The organism is Caballeronia sp. INML2 (assembly GCF_023631365.1).
GTDB classification, from domain to species: domain Bacteria; phylum Pseudomonadota; class Gammaproteobacteria; order Burkholderiales; family Burkholderiaceae; genus Caballeronia; species Caballeronia turbans.
In genome coordinates, this window is sequence record NZ_JALQDH010000015.1 from 90,920 (window position 1) to 115,261 (window position 24,342).

Below are 24,342 nucleotides of genomic sequence, written 5' to 3' on the forward strand. Positions count from 1 at the left end.
ATTAGAAAAATTTCAGGCGGATTTTACAGCGGGTAGGGCGAGGCGGATAGTCGAAACGGGCACCTCGCGCTGCTTGATGTAGCCCTCGGTCGTCGATCGATCCGTGTGCGCTGCGGCGGTCTGAAGAGCGTCGATGTCATACCCAGCTTTCTTCGCGTCGGTGATCGCTTTCGCGCGGATGTCCTTGATCGTGTAGGGCGCCTTCGCGAGGCCTACGCGCTCCATTGCGCCTTCCCATGCATCGCGCACGGACTGGTCGGTCTTGGCGTTGCCGCGCTTGTCGCGGATCACGTACGTCTGCCCGAACGCTGGTTCGAGCAGCTTCGCGCGTTGGAGCACGGCGTCAATCTCAGGCGTGATTGGCCAGTCCACCATCTCGCCGCTTGAGTCCTCCGTCTTGGACGGCACGAAGTGAATAACGCCGTTCTCGCGGTCGACGTAGCTGCACCCGAATGGATTGCTCTCGTCGAACGACCAGCGAAGATTGCGAATTTCCGTCGAGCGCTGGGCGGTGAGATAGCAGAGGTCGATGAAGCACTGCATCATCGGGCCAGTCGGGACAATCGCGCGCTTGCCGGTGTTTGGATGCGGCTTCGATAGCATCAGCGCGTCACGGATCGCGAGGAAGGCGGCGTCGGGGATATACACCTTCCGCGTCTTCGGCTTCTTCACCTCGACCTCGCGGCACGGATTCACCGCTATCTCGCGCTTGCGCACAGCCCAGCCGCAAAACTTCGAGAGCCACGCCTTCATCGCGCGCTGCGTCGGCAGCTTGTCCGGCCAGTTCGTCGTCAAAAACTCTTCCACGGCGGCCGCGTCGAGCTGCTGCACATCCCAGTCTCGGAAGTAGCTGCGCACGCCTTCGCCGCGGCGGGTCCACTCGTCTCGGAAGGTCTCGGCGTACTTGCCTGCTGTCTTGTCCATGTACTCGCCGACGAGGCGCGGCATGTTGCCAGACCCGATGGACGGCTCGTACCTGCGCTTCTCTTCGATGAGTCGCTCGAGCATGCGCCGCTCACCCTCGTCGGCGCGGCAAAGCTTCAGCCACTTGTTGTCTTTGCGCACCCAGTAGAACGAGCCGGACTTTTCATAGACGCGGTTCGGCAGGCCATCGATGCGGTCGCGACGGCGCGCCATCATGCTGCTGCCTTACCGCGGAGCGGATACACGCGCGGCTTCGCCGCAGCTGTCGACACGTCACCAGCGACGCCCGCGCGCTTCGCGTTGAGCGCCTCGAACGTCTGCCACGTCATGACGATGGCGCCATTGCCGTCGCGCGGCACGTCGACGCCGAACGTCGTCTTGAACCACTCTGCCTGCTTCGAATAGCGCGTCTTCCCGGTGACGCGCTTCAGGTCGGCCAATTCCATCAATCGGCTATGCATTTGGGCACTCCAGGTATTCGCGCGAAACGCGCAGGAACTCGTTGATGTGTTGCGTCATACTTGTAGGGCGAACCCCATGAAAAAGCGCGCCGTGGCGCGCGTGAATTCTTCGGTGCATTTTTACGGGCTAAACCTGGCCCGCGCGTTGCTGAGAGGCAGTCAAGGTCGTAGGAGACAGCCATGAGCTACGGAAACCCTCACGAACTGCTCGAACTCGTTTCAAGCGCGCTGCCGCCGCGTAACGAACGTGGCCACACAGGGCAAGAGGACTTCGAATACTTCTGCGCATACACCGGCCTCCGGAAGGAGAATGTCGGGGCCGATGCGTTTGCATGGGCGAAGCTCGCCTTCCTGTCTGCGTGGAGACGTCGAACCGATGCCCTTGCCGAGCATTCAATGCAGTGACTTGATGCTGGCCACGCTCGGGAAGCGCCCGTTCAAAGATGCGAACTGGATCTTCGAGCTCAAATACGACGGATACCGCTGCCTCGTGCGCAAGTCGGGCGGCCTGGTTGAACTCTTGAGCCGAAACTGCAATCAGCTGGGCGGCTCGTTTCCCGACGTGGTTGATGCGGTGGCGGGCATCCCAGGCGATTTCGTTCTCGACGCTGAGCTGACGGTCGACGAGCCAAACGGCAGGTCGTCGTTCGAATGGCTGCGCCGCCGCGCTGTCACGAAGACGCCCGGCGCCGTGCGCGCTGCTGCTGCCCGCCATCCGGCGCGGCTCTATTTCTTCGATGCGCTCTGTATCGGCGACGAAGATCTCCGCGGCCTGCCGCTCGACGAGCGCAAACGTCACCTTCGCGACCTGTTCGACGATACGAAGACGATGATCGTCGCCACCGGCATAGTCGGCGAAGGACGCTGGGTGTTCGAGCAAGCTGCCGCGCATGACCTCGAAGGTATGGTCGCCAAGCGGCTCGACGCGCCGTATCAGTCCGGCCGGTCCCGCGATTGGATCAAGGTCAAGAACCCGGACTACAGCCGCCGCGAGGCGCTCGGTTGGGGCAAGAGTTAGGTGCGTCACCCTCGCTTCTCCTCGCCGCTCTGCGCGTCTTGCAGCGGGACGATGACGCACTTGTGCGTCTTCGCGCAGTTCTTGCACAGCACCGCCCAGTCGCCGAGATATTGGAGCTTGTAGCCGAAAAACTCTGTGGGCGGCTCTCCAACTACGCGGGTGCAGTCGTCAGGCGTGATCTTCTCTCCGCCGCAACTGCTTTGCCCGACGAACTCATAGTCAAGATTCGAGTCGTAGAACGCTTTCCCGTCGCACACATCGCACAGTCGATAGTCAGCCATTGCCATTTGATTCCTCCCCGGATTGCCTTGCTCGGTCGATGGCGGCGTCGAGCATCGATTCAGCAGACTTCATGTATGAGACGCTCAGACCTAGATCACCGGCAACGACGATTGCAATGTCTTGAAGCTCATCATCTGGCAAGCCATTTTTTATGATCCGATAGCGCGCCGCGTCCTTTGCATCATCCGGCGTGGGGTGGGCGAGAGCACGGTTGATCGCGGCGGCAATGAACTCGGCGTGCTGGCGATCGATCGCGTCGTCTGCGTGGTAGCCAAGTTTCAGCGCGTGCATGTTCGGGAGCACGACATACCACGGGTCATGCTCACCAGCGTCCGGCGCTTTGAAGGCATACGACTTGCGGTCGCCAAAGTCCTGCGGTGCTTTCGTCGGTTCCGCAATTTCGACAGGCATCCACAGATGCGCGCCGACGCTCGGCTTCCTCTCCGCCAATACGCTGACATTCGCGCGAATCCAGTCATCCATTCGAACGCCGTCCGGACAGCCCGCGTCCGTGCATGCACTCATCAGGCGTTCGCAACATGCATTGGCGATTAGGAGGCGGTTTGACTCTTCAGCCCACATTTTTTCGTACCCGCCGGATACGTTTTTCCAGTACAAAGCATGAGCTTTCCACCGCTTGCAAAGCTCCGCTTGATCTGCGCCACATGTGCAAAACGTTTCGTCTTGCCACCACCTGCAGTTGTCTTCATGCTTCAGTTTCGACACATCGAAGCCTTCCGTTACTTTGGCTTCGAGTGAACGCTCTTGATCTTCGGGCTTGTTCCTCTCCGCCAATACGCGGGATTCGAGGGCGCGGGCGAAGTCTATCTGCACCTGACGCGGCGTATTCGTCTCGTCGTTTGACCAGCATTCATTCCAGAGCGCGTCGATTTCTTCGTTTGTCATTTGCTCGCTCCCTTGGCTCGTTGCCTGTCGATATAAGCGTCGTATTCATCCGGTCGCCGCTGAAGCTGGCGGGCATTTCGCCACCGCTCCGCATCAATCCTGTCTTGCTCTGCGGACTGACGGGCTGAATTCCAGATAAAACGAGCCATTGTTTTAGTCGTCTCATCCATTACACGCGCCTTTTCCCACACTGATTCGAAGTCTTGCTCTGCGGACTGGGCGAGAGGTGCGGGAGGGGTGGCGTAAATCGGCACATAGCCATCTTTCCGATTCTTGAGAAGCTCCGTCCCCGCCGAATAGGCAATTGTGCTTTTAAGACGGTCGAGTACATCAGGTCGCATCCATGCAAATGGTTCTTGCTTGTCGCTCGGTTTGATGAGGCGCTGACTGCACGACTCATTAGCCATCCAGTCCTTGTCGCCGCACTTAATGCACCGATCGCCGTCTCGGCCCCAATGATGCGAAGCCTCTTGCTTGTCGCTCGGAGTGGCGGGAGGGGCGGCGTAACCGCTGTGCTTGTCCGCGTCGTAGTCGAGAATCCACGGTTCCTTGTCAAGTTCCCCGATCAGCCAACGCACCCGGTCTGCCTCATAGCGCACGCGGTCGGGGTATTCCGAGCGGTCAAGCGTGATGCCTCGACTAATGTCGCCGTTATGCAGAATCGCCGTCCAATTGCTCTTACCGTTGCTTTCAGGCATCGAGCCATACCAAACCGCGAGCTTCGCCACCGGTTCATCTGAGAGAGGTGCGGGGGTGGCGAGAGCGGCGCGGGCGTTCCAAGCTCCGCGAGCCATCACGAGCTCGTCCTGCGTCATGTCGCGCGCGAATCGAAGCCGCCATGCATCGAATTCTTCCTGTTCGTTCGTCATTGCATCTCCACTTGGTCAATTCGATTCCCGATCCAGCGCATCACCGGCACGGCCATGCTGTTGCCGAGCGCCTTGTAGCGCGGACCGTCTGCGGCAGACTTGCCGCGCACGTTGATCAGCGTGTAGTCGTCGGGGAAGCCTTGCAGGCGCTCGCATTCGCGCGGCGTCAGGCGGCGCACGGCCGATCCATGAAAGACCGGATTGATGACGCCTGCGTTGTTTCCGGCGCTTGCGCCGTTCGAGTTGTGCCACGAGCTCGTCAGGGTATCGGCGATCGCGTGCAAAGCACTTCCTTTCGTCAGCGTCGGCGTTGGGCCGGGCGCAACGCGCGACCGATTCTCGGCGCTGGTGATCTGCTGAAGGTCGAAGGCGACTGCTCCAACTCCGATGCCGCCGCGCCCGCCGTTTGGCGTCAGGATCGCGTTCGCCGTGCCGTCTTGGAGGTACTCAAGTTGATGGCCATCGTCACGACCGCGAATAGCAAGCGTGTATGGCTGGCATGGCACGAGCGGCGTGCCGCGTCCAGTTCCGTCCTCGCTGGCATCGAACCCTTCACCGCGCAGCGAGTGAGCGATCAGGCCGCCATCGCATTCGAAGTCGGTACCGAGTCCGCCACCGCCCTTAGTGCGTGCGCTAAGGGTCTTGGCAATTCCTTGCCGCGATTCCCGGCGCGGCGCAGGATGCCCGAGCAGGCTTTCGCGCTCAAAAAGTACCGCTGCGGCACGTCGCCAGTCTCCAAGATGTCCGACAACGAACACACGGCGGCGTCGCTGGGCCACTCCGAAGAATTGAGCGTCAAGAATGCGGTAGGCGAACCCATACCCGAGTTCTGCCAGCCCTCCGAGCAGGGTGCCAAAATCCCGTCCGCCGTTTGAAGACAGGACACCGGGGACGTTTTCCCAGACCAGCCAGCGGGGAGCGAATCGTGCAGCAATGGCAAGATAGGTGAGCATGAGGTTGCCACGCGGATCAGCCAGTCCCTTTCGGAGTCCGGCGACGCTGAAGCTTTGGCAGGGAGTTCCGCCGACGAGAAGATCGAGAGTTGCATCAGGCCAATCCTTGAACTTGGTCATGTCGCCGTGATTCGTCACGGTCGGATAGTGGTGCGCGAGCACGGCGGACGGAAACGGCTCGATCTCACTGACAAACTGCGTTTGCCAGCCGAGCGGATGCCAGGCGCAGCTCGCTGCTTCAATGCCGCTGCACACGCTTCCAAATTTCATTTCGATCCTCGTGCAATAACAACCTGTCCATGTAACGCGGAGTACAGCGCGCGCTCCAAATCAAGAACCCGTTGTTCGAGCATCTCGATTCGCTCTTCCTGATCGCGTTTCTTCTTGGCGGTGCATGATCCAAGGCACCTTCCTGCCGTGAAGCAATCCCCGCTCGGTACGGTGCAGTGCGAGTGCGGGTAGAACTCGCCGTTATGTTTTGGCATGCGAACCCCGTGCAATAACAGCCTGTCCAATAACGACCGTGACGCGCTCTCCTGTTATGTTCGAGAGCACTTCCACGAAGGCCACGCAAGCGGCGTGAACCAGTGCGTCAGTGGCTTTCTTCGCGCGGCCGAGCTTGTCGAGTGCTTCGAGCAGCGCGAGGTAGGGGTGGGATAGGCGAATCATGCGGGCTGCGCGCCGCGTTCCTCACGTGCGCGCCGAAGTGCTCTCTGCCAGCCCGCCGCACCTTTGTCGATGAGCTTTGCCGTCGCGCGCTCAATGGCCTCGTCGATCGTGTCTCCGCCGGCCACTCGAAAGCCGGTTTCAACGTGAGTCACGCGGAACAACTCGGACTCGCTGGCGGGTACGGCGACGACGTACTCATCCGAGAAGTCATTCCTGAAGAGCGGGTTGAAATGCACGACAAAGAGTTCGCCGTCTGTGTTCGGCAACTCGATCGGGTCGCCGACCGTCTCGAACAATTCACCGCGTCTGCACGCAATCTTGAATCTCATGCTTTCTCTCCGGTTGCCTTGGCGACGGGATGCCCGAGGCAGCCATGCTCTCTATGGTCGAAGTTGTCGCAGGTTCCGAACGGAATGAAGTTGTGGCCTTGCGATAGCTCTTCGAGCAGTTCGGCCTTTGCTTCGGCCGGCGTCATCGTTCGGCCGTCGTCATGCTTGAACATGCCGCGGAAGTCTTTGTTCTTCCAGTTCGTCAGCGCGCCACGCACGTCGAGACAAAGGTGAAAAGACTTCGATTCGGTTGTGATGCTCACGCTACCTCCTATCAGTCGAGTCCCGTTTCGCTGCGTGCATTGCGCACGAGCTTCGCCATGTTTTCGAAGGCCAGCGCGAGAGCTTCGCGGCGGTGCTCGGACTTCGGCAGCCAGAACGTGACGGCGCTGCGATCGTCGTCCTGCGGCGGATGGTGCAGCTTGTCGCTGCTGTGAAGGATGATCTGCACGGCGCTGTACACTAGGCCAGTGTTCGATTCCTTCTCAATCAGCAGAACCTCGTCGGTGAGTTCCTGCGAGTAGACGTTGATACGCATGCTGTCCTCTTTAATCGTTATCCGGCGCAGGGCCGGGGGTGTGTCAGTCTTCGGCGGGATCGGCGAGACCGGCCATGATTCGCGCCTGATAGCGCGGATAGCCTTCCGCGACGAGCATTTCGTACCTCGCCCAGTCCTGATCGATGCCCGGGTAGTGGCAGTCGGCGCACCAGCGCGAGCCGAACACCTGCGTTTCCTTCCGGCACTTCTGGCAGCGGCAGACAATGCGCTCCGTCATGACCGTTGCTCTTCGAACATGTCGATCGTCTTCGTGTCGCGCTCGGGCATTGCGGCCAGCGCAGCGATGATGTCGTCCGGTCCCTCAATGTGAAGCATGCGAAAGTCGTTTTCGCTCACAATTGCCTCTTTATCAGCTGTTCGACGCCGAAATAACGGCGGCCTTCCTAATCTCTCGTTTCTGGCCTTCCGAAAGAGCGCACAATGGATTTCTCGTCGTGTATGTCTACCGCAGGAAATCGCCATGGCGCGCTTGATTAAGGTCGGAAATCATGAGTACCACGTCGTGGTACATCCGCTTCAGATTGGCGGCTTCGCCTTCACTGTCGTTGATATAGACCTGACCGGCCCCAAAGTTACCGAGGCCCGCCACGACAGTGCGGTTAGATTTCCTACCGAAGAGGACGCTTATAGTCGCGGTTCTGCCTACGCTCGTCGGCGCGCTAGGTTGCTTAGACGTTGACTTGCGCAAGCCGCGTTACCTGCTGCGCCATTGGATCCACCGGCCCAATGCGGCATCACTGTTTAACGGTCTCGTGTAATCTCTTCCGCTATTTGATAACCGACTTAGGACGTTCCTTCATGAATGCACCACCTCAATTACCCGTGCTGCGCTTGGAAGGCGACCTCTTCTTCAATCAACGAATCGCCAACAAGACGTTTCGAATTCAGGTGACACGCGAATGCTTAGGCGACGTTTTTGGTTCGGACGGTTCCCTTTCAGGCGACAATCAAGCGTTGCAAGTCAATTTCCAAAGAATCGTTTCCATGGCGACCGGGAAGGTAATGACCGGCATGAATTCGCCAATTAAAGTCCTTCGGGCCGACTTCAGGAACTTCTATTCGGTCGGCGAAGACAGCGTCCGTCGTTCTCAGTAGGCCTACCCATCACGGTCAGGGTGCGACGTCATCAAGTCAGACGGCCGGATTACGCGCCGGCACGCGGGTGGTTGGAACTCATTGCGCCGCCGGCCAGCGGATGCGCTTCTTCTTCTGCTCGATCTCGTCGAAGTGACGCTTGGCGCGGAGATCTGCGCCGCGCACTAGCGCGATTGCGGCAACCATCGACACCACAAACAGAAGGACTACTACCTGATAAATGTTCATGGTGAGCCTTTTCGGGATCACGTTACGCGCAGTGAACGACTGCGCAGCGTTCGAAGTGAGCCGCGCGATAGTCGAGCTCCGCGCAGACTGCGAGATAGACGCCGGCGACGATCACGCTGATCGCCCAGATCTTCCAGAGCGCCATTGGCTTGATCGGCTTCATGCGAAGACTCCAGCTCGAAGGGCGACGACGAGATACCAGAAGCAGCCGACTCCGCCGCCGGTCAATCCGGCGATCATCGACGTCTTCAGGATGCTGCTGTAGAGTTGGTCGACGCGCTCCAGCCGCGCGACGTGCAGCAGGGCGTTGTCGTTGAGTGCGCGGTTCATCGTCGATCCCCTTATCCGCCGATCCGTTCGTCTTCGACGCCCGGCGCGATGATGTTTAGCGCGGTCTCGCGCAACAGGTGTTCGGTGAGAGCGCCAGCGCCGCCTTCGGCGAGTCGGCGCAGCTCGAGCAGATCTTGTGCTGCTTGGGACATTTTTGGTCTCCATGTGCTTGGCCACGGCGCTCTCATTGAAAGCGCCTTGGATAAGCTACTGCGACCTTTACCGCGCCAAGGTCACTGGGCGCCTTTCGGAATCAACGTCGGGCTCTCCGACGTGACATTTCTGCACTTTCAGCTACTCATGCGGCAGGATGGACATGCGTGCGCTCGGGCCTATTGGCCGTGACACCTTTTATCCGCGAATTGTCAAAGAGCATCGCCACGCGGGCGCCGCGCCGGTCATTCGGCGCATTATTTAGCGGGAGAGAAACCCTGAGTACAAGGCACTGCGAGTGACACTCAGTGCCCTGAGATCAGGGCTCCCCGGTTACCACGGAGCGCTTCGTTCAGCGCATGGTCGAATCATAAACATACGTTTAGACAATGTCAAAACAAATGTTTATACGGATGCGAATAAATTTGTAACAGCGCGGGGCACCGCTTGTTGAGCGCGGCGCCGAGGTCGATACAATCGGACGAAACAGTGGAGGGAATATGTGGACCGCGATATGGATTGCCGTCGGCGTCGCACTATTTGCGGTGCTGCTCCTGGCGTTGCGGGAGTTCTTGCTATGGGTACGCGAGGGAGTGCTCTGGTACTGGCGGATCCCTGACCGCATCCAACTTATGGAAGAGATCCGCGACGAGCTGCGTGCGTTGAACGCTAAACGCGTGGCGGTTGAGGAGCCGGTCGTGTTTTCGTGGCGTCAGGAAAGGTAGAAAAGAAAAGACCCGCCGAAGCGGGTCTACAAGAATGGAGTTCGATCGATCAGCCGGAAGCCTTAGACTGAGCCGCCGCGTGTATAAGCTTGGTCATCGGCCAAGTTTCAGCGTACTGTCCGATGACTGCTAGTTCTTGCTTGGCTTGCTCTGCAGCGGTTCCCCTGTCGTCAATAACGACAGTGACCTTGGTAGCAGTGGTGCTGCTTCTCTCACTAAGGTCGACGAGTTTGTACAACTCGGCGGAGGCCGCGTTCGGGTGGGCGGAGATGGCGTCGATCTGCGTTCCATCTTGGTCTAGATCGAAGCCATACACCTTTCCGGACAGCCCCTTCATAGTCACCAAGCTCGGAGCAATCGGTTTGCCCGGGAAAAGAAGTGCCATGTACATCTTGGTTTCATTGACCAACTGACCGTCACGCTCAGATAAATCGACGCCAACGTACTCATCCTCCCACTTTGCGAAGTCCAGGAGGGCGCTGATGTATCGTGCGAATCCGAACGCCATTTTGTCCGGGGGGAAGTAACCCTCGATTTCGCCAGACTCGTTGACGAACACACCGTGCTTTTTCGCAATCGACTTGAGCGGTTGATACCTCCGTACGTGGAAGGATTTGATGCCACGCCCCATTGCGTGGAAGAGAGTCTCGCTCGAGTCAAAGAATCTAACGGTGTTTACGAGCTTCTCGGCATAGATGACGAACGGGGCGCCATCTGAGAATCCAAACGGCGTTTCAAGCGCCATGATCGCGTCGGGCCCCGTCCCCAATACCTCGCAGCCGAAGCCAAGGTCTTCACATATGCTCTGACATTGAGAGGAGGTGTTCATGACAGTACGAGTTCAAAAGGATCCGGAAGTTCTGGCGCCAGACAAAGGTTAGTCCGGGTGCAGAACAACTGCAAGGCATCGCAGTAACGGAAATCGATCCATTGTGAATCGCCTGGACGGCGTTCCTGCCCTACATGTTCATGCGGGAGCCCATGTGCGTCTCTTCGCTTCCGGCCGTTCTGGAGGATGTCGAGCTGATATACACGCCTCCGGACGCGATACTCTTTCTTGAAGATCGTGAACCTGAAATGCGTGGAAGGCGGTCGGCTTCCGTATTTGACGAAGAGTTCGGCTGTAACGCCTTGGATCCGACGACCGTCGGAGTCCGTTACTCCGAACGCACAGGTCGCAACTCCGGCAATTTCCTCTGCCCATTCCCAGCCAGAAGTCGTGTCGCCGAACTTGATGAGGTTCAGTAAAGCTTCGGCTTCGTCAGTCGGGAGATCGTCGACCATACGTCAAATTTTCTTAGTCTTTTAGACGAAGCATCACAGAGAGCTCCGCGCTGCCTCTACGCACCTACGGTTTCCGGTATGACAAACGCGCCTGAACTGGTCAGTCCGGGCGCCACATCGCTCGTTTGGCGATGCCGGCCACGTAATGCATCTTCTCGATTTCTTCGTCCGTGAAGGCTACTGGAGGATGCGCGTCGTTCGTGGAGATGAGGTGCGTCCGGCCTGAGCGGCGATACAAAAACTCCTTGACCATCACTCGCCCATCGATGGACTTCACAAGCACCTCGTCGCCGGGCTCGATTTCATGGTTGGGTTCAACGACGACAAACTCTCCGGCTTTGATGCGGGGACGCATCGAGTCTCCCTCGCAGCGAAGCGCATAGGCGTCCGGGTCATTTGTCGGGAAAGTAACGTAGCCTTCGCCGTGACCGACCGGGTATTCCAAGTCGGCCCAGTAGCCGTTATCTCCAAGTTGTGCCATGCCAACCACAGGTATCGCCTTCCAATTCGTTATAGGGATCGGCTGAAACTCGTCCGCGAAGCGAACGGTGACGCCTGGATCTCCCTTTCCCTTTGTTAGCCAGACAGCATTGATCCCGAACTTGTTTTGGAGCGCAACAGCCTGTTCCAAAGTTGGGGGATCGCCTTCGCCGCGTAGCCAACGCCCGGCCACTCTTTGGTCGACGTTTGCGGCCTTCGCAATATCGATTGCTGAGAGCCCGAGGGAGTTGCCGGCCGCCTGCACCCGCTGCAGGGCTTCCGTCCGCCCAAGTTCTGTTCGGGAATGATCCGCCTGCGGTGACGCTGTCGATTGCTCGATCTGGCCGCTTTTCTGACTGTTATTCGGTGGATTGGAATGATAGTAGGCGCTGCGGATCGCCAGCCACTCGTCCTTTGTGAGGCTGGTTAGGTCTTCAGAGAGCAGTCGTTCGACAGGAAAGCCAAAGTATCTGGCGAGATCGGACGCGATGTCCGACTTTCGGCTCTCGCGCTTTTCCAGCGCATAAATTTTTTGACGGCCGGCAGCACGCTCTAAGCCCAGGGCTTCCGCCAAGGGCTCCAGTGCGATGTCAGCTAAGGCGCGAAGGTGCTTGACGTTCTTTCCCAGACTCATGGTGCGCATCGTATAAACAATTGTGTTCATGCGCCATAAACAAGAGTTTGATTTTCTTTAAACAAAGGTTTATGATGGTGGCTATGGATACCGCCGCCCAAAACCTCGCCCTCGACACCCTGAAGCTCGCTGTCTCCCTGTGCGACAGCCAGGCCGATTTTGCGCGCCGTATAGGAAGCAGCACGCAGGCCGTCTGGCAGTGGATCAATCGGGATAAGCGTGCTCCGGTCGAGGCGTGCCCGTTCATAGAGGACGCGCTGAAAGACGAACGCATCACATGCGAAAAGCTTCGGCCGGACTATCGAGGTTTCGAGATATTGCGTGTTTCTCGGGCAGCCGAAATCTAGGTTGAAGAAAAGGAGGTTGGTCTCACCCGCGGTAAAGATGGTCATCGTTCAACTTTTTCTTTTTGTTAGGGAGGTTCTATGTCGCGTCGCACCGAGTTTCGAAATGAAGTTAAGACCCGCCTCGAAGACCCCGTCTACGAGGGATTGCAGGCCTACAAGGCTCTGCATGGGATCGATCACGATTCCGCTGCGCTTGCTCGAATTGCCAAGCTGTTTCTGTTTGGCACGGTTGGCACTTTGCCAGCGAACCTTTTGGGCGTCAGTGTCGGGTCGTCCCAAGTTGGGAGCGCTGTAACGGCATGAAGGAAGGGAAAACCAGCTTCCTCGTTGAACTTCCGATTCCTGAAGCTGGGGAGTTGGCTGCTTTGGCGGCGAGTCTGGGCGTTTCAACTCAGAAATACCTCGGGTATCAAGTCCTGCGCTCTGCATACGGACCGCTGCACCCCGAAGTTACCGCGTTTGAAGTGGCCCACATTGGGCGGCGCGGGGAATAAAACGTCAGACAACTGACGGAGCAAGTCGGTTACGAGGCCGACACCTGCATGGATGAGTCGATACACAAGCAGCTTGATCGCCAGGCTTCTTCTGTTCCGATTCAGTACTACTGACCGGCCTACCGGCGGGAGGCGGGAGATCCCATGCAAAACAACTCAAATCCGGTTCTCTCCGTGCCGGAGCTGCCGCCGGAACTTCCGGCTGCGCAGCAGAAGCAGATCCGCGACGCCCTGTGTGCGGTTGCGGCGCGCGGCGAGCGCTTTCCGGGCGAACTCGCTGCTGTTCGCGTCGGGCTTTCGCGCGAATTCGCAAGCTTCAACGCCGACTGCTCGCGGGCGGCCAAGGCTTCGAAGGTGAAGGCATGAGTGCTCGCGACCTTCAGCCCTCGCTCGGCGGCGCGGATCTTCTTCACACGGGCCGCTTCTTTCTCGGTCCGATGACGACGGATCAATCGGCAACACCGGACGTCGCGCCGAAGATCTGCATCGGCTGCGGCGCACGCCAATCGTCCGACGGCTCGCTGCCGTGCGGCCACGACAACGACCTGTGAGCTCATCCATGAACGATCTGACGATGCCCGGCGCACCGACGATGTCGAGCCGCGAAATTGCCGAGTTGGTCGAGTCACGCCACGACAAGGTAAAGCAGTCGATCGAGCGCCTGGCCGCGCGCGGCGTGATCGTCCAACCCCCAATGGGGGTTGAGCAGCTCGCCGACTCGCTGGGTCGTCCGCGATCCGAAACTGTGTACCGAATCGGCAAGCGCGACAGCTATGTGATCGTCGCGCAGCTCTCGCCGGAATTCACCGCGCGCCTCGTCGATCGTTGGCAAGAACTCGAATCGCGCGCAGCGCAACCGGCCGTCAATCTCGACGATCCGGCATTTCTGCGCGGTGCGCTGCTTCAGTACACGGAACGCGTCATCGCTCTCGAGCAGAAGGTTGCCGAGCAGGCGCCGGCCGTTGAGTTCGCGCATGCGGTGCGCGACACGAACGACGCAATATCCATCGGGCAGATGTCAGCTGTTCTCGGCATCGGCCGGAATCGATTCTTCGCCCGTCTCCGCGCCGACCACATCCTGATGGCGGACAACCTGCCATATCAAATCTACAAGGATCGCGGCTATTTTCGCGTGATCGAGAGCGTCTGGATCGATGAGGCGAAGGAGCCGCACCCGACGTTCAAGACGCTTGTGACGGGGCGCGGGCAGGTATTCCTGCAGCGCAAATACGGCGCAGAGGCTGCGTGAGATGGCACTCGCTGACGTCATCCACATGCCCGAGCAGCGCGCCGTCCAGGTAGAGGACGGGTTCACGCGCATCGCTCACGGAATCCTCGAAGCGCTGGCGCTCGCGGACCTTGGCAAGCGCCACTACAAGGTGCTGATGGTCCTGCTGCGCCAGACCTATGGCTACAACAAGAAGGCCGACGAGATCAGCCTGACGCAGTTCCGCGACAAGACTGGCGTGCTGCCGCCGAACGTTTCAACGGCGATCGACGAGCTGGTCGAGATGCGCGTCATCGTGCGCACGCCGGGCAAGCACGCGTTCTGCCTCGCTGTGAATAAGTCGTATGGCCAGTGGACTGGTAAGGCAAAAGTGGATGTGTCGAAGCTCTGGGGTTATCGAAACGATAACAGCACTGTTATCGAAACGATCATCGAGGGTTATCAAAACGATAACGATGGTGTTATCGAAACGATAAACACAATAGACAACTCCAAAAGAAAAGACCAAAAGACAACTCCAAAAGAAACCCTTTCGCGCTCGCTTCGCGAACGCTTTGAGATTTTCTGGGCGAGCTACCCGCGTAAGCGATCGAAGAAAGCAGCAGAAAAAGCATTTGCCAAGGCCAACCCGGACGAGCAGCTCTTCAACGACCTGATGAAAGGTCTAGAGCGGGCCAAGACTTCGGAGCAGTGGCAAAACCCGCAGTACCAACCGCACGCGGCCACCTGGTTGAACGACGGCGGTTGGATGGACGAGTACCAGACCGCGTACAGCGATGCGGAACTTGCCGTGATCCGAGCCTTCAACGAGGCGCTCGGGGAGCGAGTCGGCACTGTGGACGAGGCTGCATTCGTCGAGGCGCGTGCCGGCGCAATCCGCGCGTTCCTCACGAAGCTCGCGGCCGATCCGGAGGCGTGGAAGCGCTATTTCCCGGCTGTGCGCGACAAGGTCGAACTGCCGCCGCACGCGGGTTTCGATTATCTGATCAGCCCGAAAGGCTACGGCGACGTGCGCGGCCGCATGGCGATCAAGCGCAATCCTGACGGAACGCGGGTTCATGCGGGCGATTGGGACAAGTCGGCGAGCGGCATCAAGGCCAAGGCGAAGGAAATGGGCATTGCATTCGACGACGAGGAGCCGGTCCCGGCGATCGCCGCGCGCGTGCGGGCCGTGATTGCAAAGCAGGAGGAACAGTGAAGCGCACCGCAGCCCTCCATTACCCGGAAGGAACGACGCGGGTCGGCACCGCGCGCGTGCGCGAGGACCGCACGGTCGGCCGCAGCTTCGCCGAGCGCGAATTGATGCGCCGCACCGGACAGAAGCCGGCGAGCGAGTTCGACGACATCGCCTCCGGATATGACCCGTTCGCGACGGCTGCGAAGGTTCCGGTCGCGAAGAAGAAGCCGGCGAAGTACCGCAACGAGAAATGCGAGAGCGGCGGCGTGAAGTTCGACAGCAAGCGCGAGATGAAGCGCTGGCACGAGCTGCTGCAGATGCAGGTGCGAGGCGAGATCAGCGAATTGGAGTTGCAGGTGCCGTTCGTCCTGGCCGAGCCGGTGGTGATCGATGGCCGTAAGCGTCCGGCGCTGCGGTACGTGGCGGATTTTGTTTACGAGAAGGGCGGCGAGACGGTCATCGAAGACGTGAAAGGCCGCGTAACCGAGGGATACCGCATTAAGCGCCATCTGATGGCGGCGCGCGGGCTGACCATTGTCGAGGTGAAGTGATGCGATGCAATGAGAACTACGCGCGGCAGGATCTGAGTGAGCGCCCGCCGAGGAAGAAGACGCACAAGGTGATGCCGCTGAACCAGCGCCTCGTGCTCGAAACCCTGAAGCGCCGCCGGCACGCGACGCTGCGCGCGGTCGTCGAGGATCTGGCGATCTCGCGCGACATCCTGAAAAACGTCTTCGTGACGCTCGAAGCGCAGGGATACCTCGAACGAGTCGGAAAGGGCCATCACGTTCACGGCGGCCATCCGCCGGTCATGTACCGATGGACTGGGAAAGCGTTCCCGTCGTCGGCTGACTTTGAGCAGCGCCGGATCGCTCGCGCCGCACCTGCTTCGCCTCACGTTGCCGCGTTGATTGCTGGCATCTACGCCATGTGCAGCCGGGGAGGCGTCGCGGCATGAAGCTCTATATCGCCGGACCCATGTCCAATCTGCCAGAACTGAACTTCCCTGCGTTCCATGCCGAGGCGGCGCGCCTTCGCGCTATGGGCTTCGAGATCGTCAATCCCGCAGAGATCGACGTCGGCCCGAACCCGGACTGGCTCACGGCCATGCGCGCGGACATCCGCGAGCTCGTGACGTGCGACGGCATAGCGTTGCTTCCCGGCTGGGAGCAATCGAAGGGCGCGAACGTCGAACACACGCTCGCACGCGGGCTCGGCCTGCGCGTCATGCAGGCAGCGCACATCGTCGGGTTGGCGGCCGACATGCCGGTCATATCGCAGGAGGCGGTGATCGAGCTGCTCGACGAAGCGGAGGCCGCGTGAAGCGCTCGACGCCGCTCGTGCGAAAGACGCCGATGAAGCGCTCGCCGTTCAAGACAGCCGATCGCGCGACGTCTTTGCGCCGCTCGGAGATGAAGCGGCGCGTGAAGAAGCCGACGGTGGCAGACGGCTCGAAGTATTTGGCGGCGTGCCGTGGCGAGCCCTGCTACCTGAACGTGAAGTGCCCGTGGACAGATTGGGCTGATCCGACTGTCGTCGACTGCCATTCGAATCAATCGAAGCACGGAAAGGCCGGCGCGCTGAAGGCGAAGCACTGGTTCACGGTGCCGGGCTGCGCGGCCTGTCACGAATGGCTCGACCGCAGCGGCGCGCCATGGGAGCAGAAATGCGCGGCATTCGACGATGCGCTCGCGCGCTGGGAGCCGGTGCGCGCTCGAAAGATGAATTTGAAGGGGGAAGAAGGTGCGGTGCTTGATTCGAATACCGACGGACACGCGCTGGCGCACGCCGCGCGGCCGCAACGGGAAGCGGTATGCGCTGGAGCCGTTTCAGCTGACGGCAGCACTGGAGACGACGGTGTACAGGGTTGCGCTTCCGAAGGTGCAGAACACGATCCGGCCGTTTGTCTGGGTTGATGCATGGATTCCCGAGGATCGGCGGAGCGGCATTCCGGTCCTCGACGATGCGTGGGTGAGGGCGGGCGTGTATCGCACTCGAGCCTTTATCGACGACAACAAAAAGACTTTGGCCCCGTTCCTTGAGAGCGGATTAAACGAGATGGAAGTGGGAGATTGAGCATGAACACGACGATTCCGGACAACTTCGATGCGCTCTGGGTGGCGCTCGGCATCAAGCGCAAGAGCTGGACTGCTCCCATCCAACCGCAAAAGGTGACGAAATGATCGCCGCCGTCTCTCTCGCATCGCCGAGCACGACCGCCGCCGGCATCGTTTTCGTGTTTATGTGGACCGCTCTGTCTGTTCTCGCTGTCGCCGCTTATTCGCGCACGGAGGTGCAGCAGTGAGCGCACACGCCTACATCCAATACGCGGACGTCCCGCAGAGCCTCATCGACACGAGCAGGCAGCACATCGACGGAGTGACGGGCGCCAAGGTCATCGCCTTTGATGGTTGCCCGTTCGCCGGCCAGATCGAGAGCGATGGCGATTCGCTCGAAGTCGAGTTTCCGTTCCCGCGCAATGCCGAGCTGCGAGATAGCTTTGTCGCGTGGCTCATGAACTGGGGCATCAGCTTCATGGTGGCGATGTGAGGCGCGGCGACTTCCGCGATCCGGCGATCGTGCTCGAAGAGCGACAGTCGGCCACGTGCCTCGGATGCGCCGAATTGATCCGTTCGAGCTGGGGCGGCACGACGAAGTTCATCTGCAACAAGGCATTCCAGAAAGCAGCGCTGAGCGTCTACGAGATGCGTCGCTGCAGAAAATACAACGAGGGAGTTTTCATGACGCGCGAACAGAGCGAACAGATCGAGGAAATGTTGCTGGAGTGGTACCGCTGGCAGATCCGCCAGTCGCACCGCGAGACGCTCTCGCATTTCTACCGCCCGGAGGATCGCACCTGCCGCGGCTACGAGACGCCGGCAAATGCCGAAGAGGACGCCGAGGACGCGTATCAGTGGGCGGACGACCAGCAATCGGAGCAGGTGCAGCTCTGCGTCGATGCGCTCCCGCCTGAGCAGCGCGCTGCGATCAGCACCAGCATGCGCAACAAGGAAGGCGGCTATCAGGTGTGGAGCAGCGGTCGCGCGGGCGACCAGCACGCTACATATCAGGCGGCGAAGGAGCGCCTGTTCCCGATGTTAGTCGCGCGGAACATGATCCGCGTCGAGGTGTCGGCATGACGCAGCGAAATCGTCGGGGAGGGGGCGCCGATGCTACCGCCCATCGGTGCATTAGTTTTGATCGAGCACGGCCGCAACGAGGGATCGACATCTGCCAAATCATCGGTTATGACGTGAAGCCGAGCTTGGATGGGAGTGGCGCCTCCCATCGCGTCTTCGTGAATGTCATCTATCGCCGGAGTTCAGGCTCTCCGTCGAAAGCCCGCCCTGATCCAGGCAACCGCGGCAAAGAATGCGCCAAGTGAGACGGCCGGCCACAGAAAAAGGTTGAGGGCGTAGCTAACGGCGGCCGAGTTTGCGGCAGCAATTGCGCTATCGCGCTTCTGAGCCGCTCTGGCTTCGGCGGCGGCAAAGTTCTCATCTGGATCACCGGTCGCCTCAACGCAATCACCACCCAGCCATCTGTCTACAGCGTTAATCGGCGTATGCGGGCCCTTCGCTCGACAATCTCTGAAAGCTTGGGCTGCAGATACCTCTGACTCATACTGATCGACTGCCTTTTTTTGAACGTATCTGACATCGCTGTAGCCACCCCATATACCCAATATCAGGAACACAGTGGATACCGCGATCCACAAACGTGTCCATCCACCGATTCTGATGCTGCCCATGTCTGAAGGACCCCCTCTATTGTTTTCGTGTGACGCGCAGCGCGCGCCGAGAAACTGTACTTCATCGAATGAATGGGTCAATAGGGCGCGGGCTATACTCGCGCTTCCCTTGGAGACTCGATATGACCGAATCAAACTTGAAGCAAGATACCGAAAACCCAGGCTGGTTTTTTGGCTGGGTGGCGTTGGCGCATTCGCCCGAACGATTCCTTGGCCTCTTCGCCACGGAGGCGGATGCTCGTGCCGAGTCGGAAAGCAAGCCCGGCTCAGAGTACTTCTATGCATCTGTCGAGGCTGGAACGGACAACTACATTCGAGTTGATCGGTAAGCAAAAAGTGCTTGCGGTTTGGAATCGCCTTGGGCAAAATTCGGGGTAGGGGCCTCGACCCCGAAATCTGCCAAGCCCGCTAGTCGAAAGACGGCGGGCTTTTGCATTTGGAGACCATCATGAACGTCGTGAAGGACGCCACAGCTTGCGCCACCGAGCCGCTTGTGAGCCGTGGCGCCGAGGCGACTGCGCTCGTCGATAACCTCGAATCGTTCATCGGCAACTTCCGTTTCCTTTCTTCCGAAGCTCGCGCGCACATCGAACAGCAGTTCATCGAGCTGCGCAGCTACTTGCCGACGCACTGACTGCGTCCCGAATCTCCTCAGGGGCATCCAAGCCCTTTCAGACGCCCCGGCCGCGCGCCGGGGCGCTTCTTTTTAGGAGCCTGCAATGCTCAAGTTCAACCCCGAAAAGAACGTTATCTTCGACAACGAAGAAGCGGCCGTCGCACCGATCCGCGAGATCACGCGCGCCGAAATTGCTGACCTGATCGCTAACGGAGCGGGCGTCGACCCGAGCGCCAACGTGGGGGAGCAAACCTCGTCGCCAGCCCAGACGGATGGCGATGCCCAGGCTGCTCAGGACCCGGCTGTGTCTGCGACCGGCTCGGATACGCAGGCTGACGCGGGAAAGCCCGCCGACGCGTCCTCGACCTCGCCCGCAGCATCCAGCGACGAATCCGCCGTCGTGAATGACGCGATCGCTGATCCGGGCGGCGCGGGATCGTCGGAGCTCTGCCCGACGCCCGCCGCGCCGAACCTCGATGCGCAAGCGCCTGCAAGCGTGTCGTCGGATGCCGTCCCTTTGGACGCTGGTGGCGCCGCTGATGCGGAGGCTGGCGGTGCTGAAGCGGGGGAGTCCGACGCGGCGCTTTCTGCTTCCCAGAATGGCTCGGATGAGCATCCGCTGACCATCATCGGCGAGATCGAAGCGCTGGTGCGGATGATTGGCAATAGCGCCGTGCACGAATACCAGCGCCTGATTCAGCGTCTGGCCGATCTCAAGAATCACCCGACCATCAAGGACGGCGAGTAATGCAGAGCCCAATCCGCATCAGCGTTCAGTCGGATCTCGACGCGCTGACGCGGAGGCTCAACGATTTCGAACGCAAGCAACTGACGTTCGCGTCTGCACAGGCGCTGACGGCAGTCGCTAAACGCGTTCAGGCCGCCGAGAAAGCGGCCCTCCCTCAAGTGTTCGATCGCCCCACGCCTTTCACGGTCAACTCGATCGGCGTGAAGGCCGCGAAGAAGAACACGCAGGAAGCGCTGGTGTTCGTGAAGGACATCGCGGCCGCGTATCTCGCGCCATACGAGTTTGGCGGAACGCACAAGCTCATCGGCGCAGGCAAGACGTGGCTGAATCCGAAGGACATGGCGCTGCTCAACCAGTACGGCAACTTCAGTCGCACCGCCCTGAAGCGTCTGGAGGGTCGACCGGACATTTTCGTCGGTACGATCAAAACGGCGAGCGGCGAATCGATCGGTGGCGTGTGGCAGCGCCCGACCGACGTGAAGGCGATCAAGCGCAGCGGCAAGCGCGGCGTCGCGATGCGCGGCGCGAACAAGACAAGTCATCTGCGATTGCTGATCCGCTTCGGCGATGCGCAGCCGGTTAAGCAGCATCTCGACTTTGGCAAGCGCGGCCGCGAGGTGGTCGCATCCACATATCGCGCCGAGTTTGCTGCGGCGTTTGCAAAGGCGCTCGCGACGGCACGGTGATCGACGATGAGGATCTACAAGTGCACGAACTTCACTGGCTTCTATCCGGTGGGTGTCGCCGCGGTCGTCGTCGCTGAATGCGCGTCTGCCGCTGAGCATCTTCTCAACGTGGCGTTGCAGGCCGTCGGGCTGCCTGGTGATGCGCAGATCAGTGAAGACGACGCGATCAACTCGGACGTGCCCGGCATCGTGATGCTGAGGAACGGCGATTACTGACCCGGGACGGCGCGCGGGATGGTTGTAAAAGATGCGCGTCTGGAGGGTGGGGCGGGCGGGCTTGGGAGGGCTCATAGGTATGGTTTACAACCGGGTCCCTCTCCGCCCTTCTGCTTCGCGGGCACTGCGCGCGCGCGATCTTTCTCTAGCCACAAACTTTTCAAATTTGGGTAACAGGTAACAGTTCAGAGCGATGAAGCAGAGCGAGTTTGCGGTTCTCCACGGCGTCAGTCGAAAGACGGTCACGAAGTGGAAGGAGCGCGGCTGGCTTGTGTTTGCGGGCGATGAAGTCGATGTCGACGCGTCGAACGCGCTGCTTAAAAAGTACCGTCGCGATGGCGCACCGGCTGTTACCCAAAGTGTTACCCAAGCGACGCAGGGTAACAAACGCAAGACTGTTACCCAGGCAGCGAGCGAGGTAACGCTCGGCGCGCGCGAGGACGCCGCTGACGTCGCGGACCGGATTCTCGCGGGCAACGTCGAGCTGCTCGACTTCGACGCGGCGCGCTGTTTCAAAGAGAACTATCTCGGGCTGAAGGCTCAGCTCGAATACGACCGCGACTCCGGTCTGGTTATCGACGTTGCCGAAGTGGCGAAAGCAGTCGGCACCGAATACGCCAAGGTCCGAACCCGCCTGCTGTCAATTCCCGCGGAACAGGCACCACGTCTCCATCGGTGCAAGACGCCTGCCGAGTTGCAGGACATGTTGCAGGAGGTCATCACAGAAGCACTCGAAGAACTCACTCGCGATGGAGCAGGCAACCCTAAATAGCACCAGGCGGTACGCGCGCGGCTATGACGCGTTGCGGGCGGGCCTCGCGGCTGCGCTTCGCCAGAACCTGACGCCGCCGCCGAAGCTGACGTTGAGCGAATGGGCCGAGCGTTATGCGGTTCTGTCGCGCGAGACGAGTGCGCAGACCGGCCGCTTCCGGGCGTTCGGTTATCAGAGGGGCATGCTGGATGCAGTAACCGACCCCAGCGTTGAGAAGATCAGCGTCATGAAGTCGGCCCGAGTCGGCTACACGAAGCTGATGGATCACGCGGTCGGCTTCTTCATCCACCAGGATCCTTCGCCGATTCTCGTAGTGCAGCCCCGCGTCGAGGATGCGGAGAGCTATTCGAAGACGGAAATCGCGCCGATGCTGCGCGACACGCCGGTCCTCGCGGCGATCGCGGGCGATCAGAAGGCGAAGAACAGCGATCAGACGATCCTTGCGAAGACGTTCCGCAATGGTTCGAGCCTGACGCTCGTCGGCGCGAATAGCCCGGCGGGCTTTCGGCGGATCACGTCGCGCGTCGTGATGTTCGATGAGGTCGACGCCTATCCGGTCGACGGCGCGGGCAACGAAGGCGATCAGATCGCGCTCGGCACGAAGCGATCGGAGACGTTCTGGAATCGCAAGATCGTGCTCGGCTCGACGCCGACGGTGAAGGGCTATAGCCGGATCGAGAAGAGCTTCAGCGAGAGCGATCAGCGCTACTTCTTCGTCGCGTGTCCGCACTGCGGCGAGCGGCAAGTGCTCGAATGGGGCAGTCCCGAAACGCCGTACGGCATGAAGTGGGACAAGGACGAGCACGGTAACGGTATCCCGGAAAGCGTCTATTACGTCTGCCGGCACAACGGCTGCGTCATCCACGAGGCCGACAAGGCCGACATGGTGACGAACGGCGAGTGGCGCGCGACGAAGCCATTCAAGGGGCATGCTGGGTTTCATATCTGGGCCGGCTACAGCCTTTTCCCGAACGCGTGCTGGTCGAACCTCGTTGCTGAATGGCTCCGAGTGAAGGACGACCTGCTCGCGCGGCAGACGTTCATCAACCTCGTGCTCGGCGAGCCGTATGAGGATCGCGGCGATCGCGCACTGAGCGAGACCCGGCTGGCCGCTCGGACCGAGGTCTGGGATGCGGAGGTGCCCGACGGCGTCGGTCTGATCACTGTCGGCGGTGACGTTCAGGACGATCGCGTCGAGTTGGAGACGATCGGCTGGGGACACAACGAGGAAAGCTGGTCCATAGATCACGCGGTCATCGAGGGCGACCCCGAGAGCGCGGAGCTATGGAAACGCATCGACGAGTATCTGAAGCGGATCTGGCGGCGCGCGGACGGTCGCGGTTTCGCAGTTTCCGCCGCGTGTATCGACTCCGGTGGTCACCATACGCAGAAGGTGTACGAGTTTGCGAAAGCGAGGCTCGGGCGCCGCATCTGGGCGATCAAGGGCGAGTCGGCGCGCGGCGGCGCGCGGTCACCTGTCTGGCCGACGAAGCGGCCGTCGTCTCGAACGAAATCGACGTTCCGGCCGGTCATCATCGGCGTGAACGCAGCGAAGGACGTGATACGCGAGAGGTTGCGGCGCGATCCGGAAGACAACGACGGCGTGCTGACGTACCCGGCCGGATATATGCACTTCCCGACTGACCGCGACATTAACTACTTCGCGCAGCTCATCTCGGAGCGCTCGGTGACGAAGTTCGCCAACGGGCAGAAGTTTCGCGTGTGGGAGTTGCCGCCCGGGCGCGCGAACGAAGCGCTCGACATTCGGGTGTATGGCTACGCGGCGCTGTGCGGCCTCATGCACATGGGCCTGAAGTTGAACCATCGGGTCGAAGCGGTGCAGGCGGATCCGGCTGATCTCGTGCCGCCTGCCCAGGAGACGCGGCAGGAGGTCGAGCTCGATGTCGTTAGCGCCGCGCGGCCGCTACGCCCAGACGGACCGATCATTAAACAGGCACAGCCTGAGAAACGCTCTCGGATTCGGCGGCTCGCCGGCTGAAGCATAGGAGAAAAATCTTGCGATGCTTCGACCCGAGCCGCAGTTTGCTCGCCGGCATGGATCAGACAGAGCTGCGGCAATCGCTTGCCAATGCGCAGCAGATCTACATTCAGTTGTCGACCGGCGCGCAAGGCGAATCGTACTCGTACACGCAGGGAGACGGCACCAGGTCGGTGACATACACGCGCGCGAACCTCGCGGAACTGGCTGCGGCGATCCAACTGATGCAGGCGCAGCTCGGCATCGTCTCGTCGCCCCGCAGAGCAAACCGAATCACCTTCACACGGCGATAACGCATGGAATCGAACGTACAGCTACTTGGTCCGGACGGGAAGCCGCTGCCGGAGCGCAAGAGCCGTGCGCTCGCGCTGAACGGCAGTTATAGCGGGTACGGCAGCACCAGCGCATT

At 60.2% G+C, this 24,342-nt stretch carries 43 protein-coding genes and 1 pseudogene; 26 read left to right on the forward strand and 18 right to left on the reverse strand.

From position 1 onward, the window contains the following. Positions 1-12: 12 nt before the first annotated feature. Entirely contained in the window at positions 13-1,140 is a 1,128-nt protein-coding gene (locus NCT32_RS05390) for a tyrosine-type recombinase/integrase (RefSeq protein WP_250489934.1), read from the reverse strand. Further along, the gene (locus NCT32_RS05395; RefSeq protein WP_250489935.1) at positions 1,137-1,385 is read right to left on the reverse strand and encodes a DUF4224 domain-containing protein; all 249 of its coding nucleotides are present in this window, start codon (positions 1,383-1,385) and stop codon (positions 1,137-1,139) included. Before NCT32_RS05395 ends, NCT32_RS05390 begins: the two co-directional genes overlap by 4 nt. A 180-nt stretch (positions 1,386-1,565) precedes the next feature. Between NCT32_RS05395 and NCT32_RS05400 the strand changes: the two genes are divergently transcribed. Together NCT32_RS05400 and NCT32_RS05405 are read left to right on the forward strand one after the other, a co-directional pair. Then, on the forward strand, positions 1,566-1,790 hold the full coding sequence (locus NCT32_RS05400; protein WP_250489936.1) for a hypothetical protein: 225 nt from the start codon (positions 1,566-1,568) through the stop codon (positions 1,788-1,790). Positions 1,791-1,794: 4 nt separating this feature from the next. Next, complete coding sequence (locus tag NCT32_RS05405) at positions 1,795-2,403, forward strand: DNA ligase (protein ID WP_250489937.1); 609 nt, start codon at positions 1,795-1,797, stop codon at positions 2,401-2,403. A gap of 5 nt (positions 2,404-2,408) precedes the next feature. Here NCT32_RS05405 and NCT32_RS05410 read toward each other — a convergent pair whose 3' ends face one another. The 9 genes from NCT32_RS05410 to NCT32_RS05450 all read right to left on the reverse strand — a co-directional run bounded on the left by NCT32_RS05410 (position 2,409) and on the right by NCT32_RS05450 (position 7,187). Next, a complete protein-coding gene (locus NCT32_RS05410; protein ID WP_250489938.1) occupies positions 2,409-2,684 on the reverse strand; it encodes a hypothetical protein in 276 nt (91 codons plus the stop codon). Beyond that, on the reverse strand, positions 2,677-3,591 hold the full coding sequence (locus NCT32_RS05415) for a hypothetical protein (protein ID WP_250489939.1): 915 nt from the start codon (positions 3,589-3,591) through the stop codon (positions 2,677-2,679). The genes NCT32_RS05410 and NCT32_RS05415 overlap by 8 nt, the downstream gene beginning before the upstream one ends. Further along, a complete protein-coding gene (locus NCT32_RS05420) occupies positions 3,588-4,460 on the reverse strand; it encodes a hypothetical protein (protein ID WP_250489940.1) in 873 nt (290 codons plus the stop codon). Before NCT32_RS05420 ends, NCT32_RS05415 begins: the two co-directional genes overlap by 4 nt. After that, positions 4,457-5,683, reverse strand: coding sequence for a DNA cytosine methyltransferase (locus NCT32_RS05425; RefSeq protein WP_250489941.1), 1,227 nt, complete (start codon positions 5,681-5,683; stop codon positions 4,457-4,459). The genes NCT32_RS05420 and NCT32_RS05425 overlap by 4 nt, the downstream gene beginning before the upstream one ends. Before the next feature lie 201 nt (positions 5,684-5,884). Further along, a complete protein-coding gene (locus tag NCT32_RS05430) occupies positions 5,885-6,082 on the reverse strand; it encodes a hypothetical protein (protein ID WP_250489942.1) in 198 nt (65 codons plus the stop codon). Beyond that, positions 6,079-6,378: a hypothetical protein gene (locus NCT32_RS05435; protein ID WP_250489943.1), complete on the reverse strand. Its 300-nt coding sequence runs from the start codon at positions 6,376-6,378 to the stop codon at positions 6,079-6,081. The genes NCT32_RS05430 and NCT32_RS05435 overlap by 4 nt, the downstream gene beginning before the upstream one ends. A gap of 29 nt (positions 6,379-6,407) precedes the next feature. Next, positions 6,408-6,674, reverse strand: coding sequence for a hypothetical protein (locus tag NCT32_RS05440; RefSeq protein WP_250489944.1), 267 nt, complete (start codon positions 6,672-6,674; stop codon positions 6,408-6,410). Positions 6,675-6,685: 11 nt separating this feature from the next. After that, positions 6,686-6,949, reverse strand: coding sequence for a hypothetical protein (locus NCT32_RS05445; RefSeq protein WP_250489945.1), 264 nt, complete (start codon positions 6,947-6,949; stop codon positions 6,686-6,688). Between the two features lie 43 nt (positions 6,950-6,992). Next, complete coding sequence (locus tag NCT32_RS05450; protein WP_250489946.1) at positions 6,993-7,187, reverse strand: hypothetical protein; 195 nt, start codon at positions 7,185-7,187, stop codon at positions 6,993-6,995. Positions 7,188-7,768: 581 nt separating this feature from the next. Here NCT32_RS05450 and NCT32_RS05455 point away from each other — a divergent pair. Next, the gene (locus NCT32_RS05455) at positions 7,769-8,065 is read left to right on the forward strand and encodes a hypothetical protein (protein ID WP_250489947.1); all 297 of its coding nucleotides are present in this window, start codon (positions 7,769-7,771) and stop codon (positions 8,063-8,065) included. A gap of 78 nt (positions 8,066-8,143) precedes the next feature. Here the strand turns inward: NCT32_RS05455 and NCT32_RS05460 are convergent, their stop codons facing one another. The 4 genes from NCT32_RS05460 to NCT32_RS05475 are packed head-to-tail and all read right to left on the reverse strand — an operon-like array spanning position 8,144 to position 8,775. After that, entirely contained in the window at positions 8,144-8,293 is a 150-nt protein-coding gene (locus tag NCT32_RS05460) for a hypothetical protein (RefSeq protein WP_250489948.1), read from the reverse strand. Positions 8,294-8,315: 22 nt separating this feature from the next. Next, positions 8,316-8,456, reverse strand: coding sequence for a hypothetical protein (locus NCT32_RS05465; RefSeq protein WP_250489949.1), 141 nt, complete (start codon positions 8,454-8,456; stop codon positions 8,316-8,318). Then, entirely contained in the window at positions 8,453-8,623 is a 171-nt protein-coding gene (locus tag NCT32_RS05470; RefSeq protein ID WP_250489950.1) for a hypothetical protein, read from the reverse strand. The genes NCT32_RS05465 and NCT32_RS05470 overlap by 4 nt, the downstream gene beginning before the upstream one ends. Before the next feature lie 11 nt (positions 8,624-8,634). Further along, a complete protein-coding gene (locus NCT32_RS05475) occupies positions 8,635-8,775 on the reverse strand; it encodes a hypothetical protein (RefSeq protein WP_250489951.1) in 141 nt (46 codons plus the stop codon). Positions 8,776-9,276: 501 nt separating this feature from the next. Here NCT32_RS05475 and NCT32_RS05480 point away from each other — a divergent pair. Further along, positions 9,277-9,501, forward strand: coding sequence for a hypothetical protein (locus NCT32_RS05480; RefSeq protein ID WP_250489952.1), 225 nt, complete (start codon positions 9,277-9,279; stop codon positions 9,499-9,501). A 49-nt stretch (positions 9,502-9,550) separates the two neighbouring features. Here the strand turns inward: NCT32_RS05480 and NCT32_RS05485 are convergent, their stop codons facing one another. The 3 genes from NCT32_RS05485 to NCT32_RS05495 all read right to left on the reverse strand — a co-directional run bounded on the left by NCT32_RS05485 (position 9,551) and on the right by NCT32_RS05495 (position 11,929). After that, positions 9,551-10,330, reverse strand: a complete 780-nt coding sequence (locus NCT32_RS05485) for a DUF1828 domain-containing protein (RefSeq protein ID WP_250489953.1) — start codon at positions 10,328-10,330, stop codon at positions 9,551-9,553. Next, positions 10,327-10,785, reverse strand: a complete 459-nt coding sequence (locus tag NCT32_RS05490) for a hypothetical protein (RefSeq protein WP_250489954.1) — start codon at positions 10,783-10,785, stop codon at positions 10,327-10,329. Before NCT32_RS05490 ends, NCT32_RS05485 begins: the two co-directional genes overlap by 4 nt. 100 nt (positions 10,786-10,885) lie before the next feature. After that, positions 10,886-11,929 carry a S24 family peptidase gene (locus tag NCT32_RS05495; protein WP_250489955.1) on the reverse strand — a complete coding sequence of 348 codons (1,044 nt, stop codon included), beginning with the start codon at positions 11,927-11,929 and terminating at the stop codon, positions 10,886-10,888. Between the two features lie 53 nt (positions 11,930-11,982). Between NCT32_RS05495 and NCT32_RS05500 the strand changes: the two genes are divergently transcribed. From NCT32_RS05500 to NCT32_RS05600, 22 genes and pseudogenes are all read left to right on the forward strand, one after another. Beyond that, the gene (locus tag NCT32_RS05500; protein WP_250489956.1) at positions 11,983-12,246 is read left to right on the forward strand and encodes a YdaS family helix-turn-helix protein; all 264 of its coding nucleotides are present in this window, start codon (positions 11,983-11,985) and stop codon (positions 12,244-12,246) included. Positions 12,247-12,324: 78 nt separating this feature from the next. Continuing rightward, positions 12,325-12,549: a hypothetical protein gene (locus NCT32_RS05505; protein WP_250489957.1), complete on the forward strand. Its 225-nt coding sequence runs from the start codon at positions 12,325-12,327 to the stop codon at positions 12,547-12,549. After that, positions 12,546-12,740, forward strand: coding sequence for a hypothetical protein (locus NCT32_RS05510; protein WP_250489958.1), 195 nt, complete (start codon positions 12,546-12,548; stop codon positions 12,738-12,740). Before NCT32_RS05505 ends, NCT32_RS05510 begins: the two co-directional genes overlap by 4 nt. A 144-nt stretch (positions 12,741-12,884) precedes the next feature. Continuing rightward, positions 12,885-13,106, forward strand: coding sequence for a hypothetical protein (locus NCT32_RS05515; RefSeq protein WP_250489959.1), 222 nt, complete (start codon positions 12,885-12,887; stop codon positions 13,104-13,106). Beyond that, positions 13,103-13,291: a hypothetical protein gene (locus NCT32_RS05520; RefSeq protein ID WP_250489960.1), complete on the forward strand. Its 189-nt coding sequence runs from the start codon at positions 13,103-13,105 to the stop codon at positions 13,289-13,291. Before NCT32_RS05515 ends, NCT32_RS05520 begins: the two co-directional genes overlap by 4 nt. A gap of 23 nt (positions 13,292-13,314) precedes the next feature. Continuing rightward, positions 13,315-13,989, forward strand: coding sequence for a phage antirepressor KilAC domain-containing protein (locus NCT32_RS05525; protein ID WP_250489961.1), 675 nt, complete (start codon positions 13,315-13,317; stop codon positions 13,987-13,989). Between the two features lies 1 nt (position 13,990). Then, the gene (locus NCT32_RS05530) at positions 13,991-15,166 is read left to right on the forward strand and encodes a replication protein (protein WP_250489962.1); all 1,176 of its coding nucleotides are present in this window, start codon (positions 13,991-13,993) and stop codon (positions 15,164-15,166) included. After that, positions 15,163-15,696: a DUF1064 domain-containing protein gene (locus NCT32_RS05535; RefSeq protein ID WP_250489963.1), complete on the forward strand. Its 534-nt coding sequence runs from the start codon at positions 15,163-15,165 to the stop codon at positions 15,694-15,696. The genes NCT32_RS05530 and NCT32_RS05535 overlap by 4 nt, the downstream gene beginning before the upstream one ends. 68 nt (positions 15,697-15,764) lie before the next feature. Continuing rightward, positions 15,765-16,103: a hypothetical protein gene (locus NCT32_RS05540; RefSeq protein WP_250489964.1), complete on the forward strand. Its 339-nt coding sequence runs from the start codon at positions 15,765-15,767 to the stop codon at positions 16,101-16,103. Further along, on the forward strand, positions 16,100-16,468 hold the full coding sequence (locus NCT32_RS05545; protein ID WP_250489965.1) for a DUF4406 domain-containing protein: 369 nt from the start codon (positions 16,100-16,102) through the stop codon (positions 16,466-16,468). Before NCT32_RS05540 ends, NCT32_RS05545 begins: the two co-directional genes overlap by 4 nt. Beyond that, positions 16,465-16,869, forward strand: a pseudogene (locus NCT32_RS05550) (hypothetical protein); the annotation flags it as partial. The gene NCT32_RS05545 and the pseudogene NCT32_RS05550, both read left to right, overlap by 4 nt. A gap of 455 nt (positions 16,870-17,324) precedes the next feature. Next, a complete protein-coding gene (locus NCT32_RS37235) occupies positions 17,325-17,450 on the forward strand; it encodes a hypothetical protein (protein ID WP_284508488.1) in 126 nt (41 codons plus the stop codon). After that, a complete protein-coding gene (locus NCT32_RS05555) occupies positions 17,447-17,695 on the forward strand; it encodes a hypothetical protein (protein ID WP_034474013.1) in 249 nt (82 codons plus the stop codon). Before NCT32_RS37235 ends, NCT32_RS05555 begins: the two co-directional genes overlap by 4 nt. A 191-nt stretch (positions 17,696-17,886) precedes the next feature. Next, on the forward strand, positions 17,887-18,285 hold the full coding sequence (locus NCT32_RS05560; RefSeq protein ID WP_250489966.1) for a hypothetical protein: 399 nt from the start codon (positions 17,887-17,889) through the stop codon (positions 18,283-18,285). A 733-nt stretch (positions 18,286-19,018) separates the two neighbouring features. After that, positions 19,019-19,225, forward strand: a complete 207-nt coding sequence (locus NCT32_RS05565; RefSeq protein ID WP_250489967.1) for a hypothetical protein — start codon at positions 19,019-19,021, stop codon at positions 19,223-19,225. Between the two features lie 119 nt (positions 19,226-19,344). Further along, on the forward strand, positions 19,345-19,530 hold the full coding sequence (locus NCT32_RS05570) for a hypothetical protein (RefSeq protein ID WP_250489968.1): 186 nt from the start codon (positions 19,345-19,347) through the stop codon (positions 19,528-19,530). An 85-nt stretch (positions 19,531-19,615) separates the two neighbouring features. Beyond that, positions 19,616-20,260, forward strand: a complete 645-nt coding sequence (locus tag NCT32_RS05575) for a hypothetical protein (protein WP_250489969.1) — start codon at positions 19,616-19,618, stop codon at positions 20,258-20,260. After that, the gene (locus tag NCT32_RS05580; protein ID WP_250489970.1) at positions 20,260-20,946 is read left to right on the forward strand and encodes a hypothetical protein; all 687 of its coding nucleotides are present in this window, start codon (positions 20,260-20,262) and stop codon (positions 20,944-20,946) included. Before NCT32_RS05575 ends, NCT32_RS05580 begins: the two co-directional genes overlap by 1 nt. A 6-nt stretch (positions 20,947-20,952) precedes the next feature. Beyond that, positions 20,953-21,162 carry a hypothetical protein gene (locus NCT32_RS05585; RefSeq protein WP_250489971.1) on the forward strand — a complete coding sequence of 70 codons (210 nt, stop codon included), beginning with the start codon at positions 20,953-20,955 and terminating at the stop codon, positions 21,160-21,162. 193 nt (positions 21,163-21,355) lie between these two features. Next, positions 21,356-21,934 carry a hypothetical protein gene (locus tag NCT32_RS05590; protein ID WP_061117471.1) on the forward strand — a complete coding sequence of 193 codons (579 nt, stop codon included), beginning with the start codon at positions 21,356-21,358 and terminating at the stop codon, positions 21,932-21,934. Continuing rightward, positions 21,912-23,933: a phage terminase large subunit family protein gene (locus NCT32_RS05595; protein WP_250489972.1), complete on the forward strand. Its 2,022-nt coding sequence runs from the start codon at positions 21,912-21,914 to the stop codon at positions 23,931-23,933. Before NCT32_RS05590 ends, NCT32_RS05595 begins: the two co-directional genes overlap by 23 nt. 17 nt (positions 23,934-23,950) lie before the next feature. Beyond that, positions 23,951-24,226 (forward strand): gpW family protein, encoded by a 276-nt coding sequence (locus tag NCT32_RS05600; RefSeq protein WP_250489973.1) that lies wholly within the window; start codon positions 23,951-23,953, stop codon positions 24,224-24,226. The last annotated feature ends 116 nt before the right edge of the window (positions 24,227-24,342 follow it).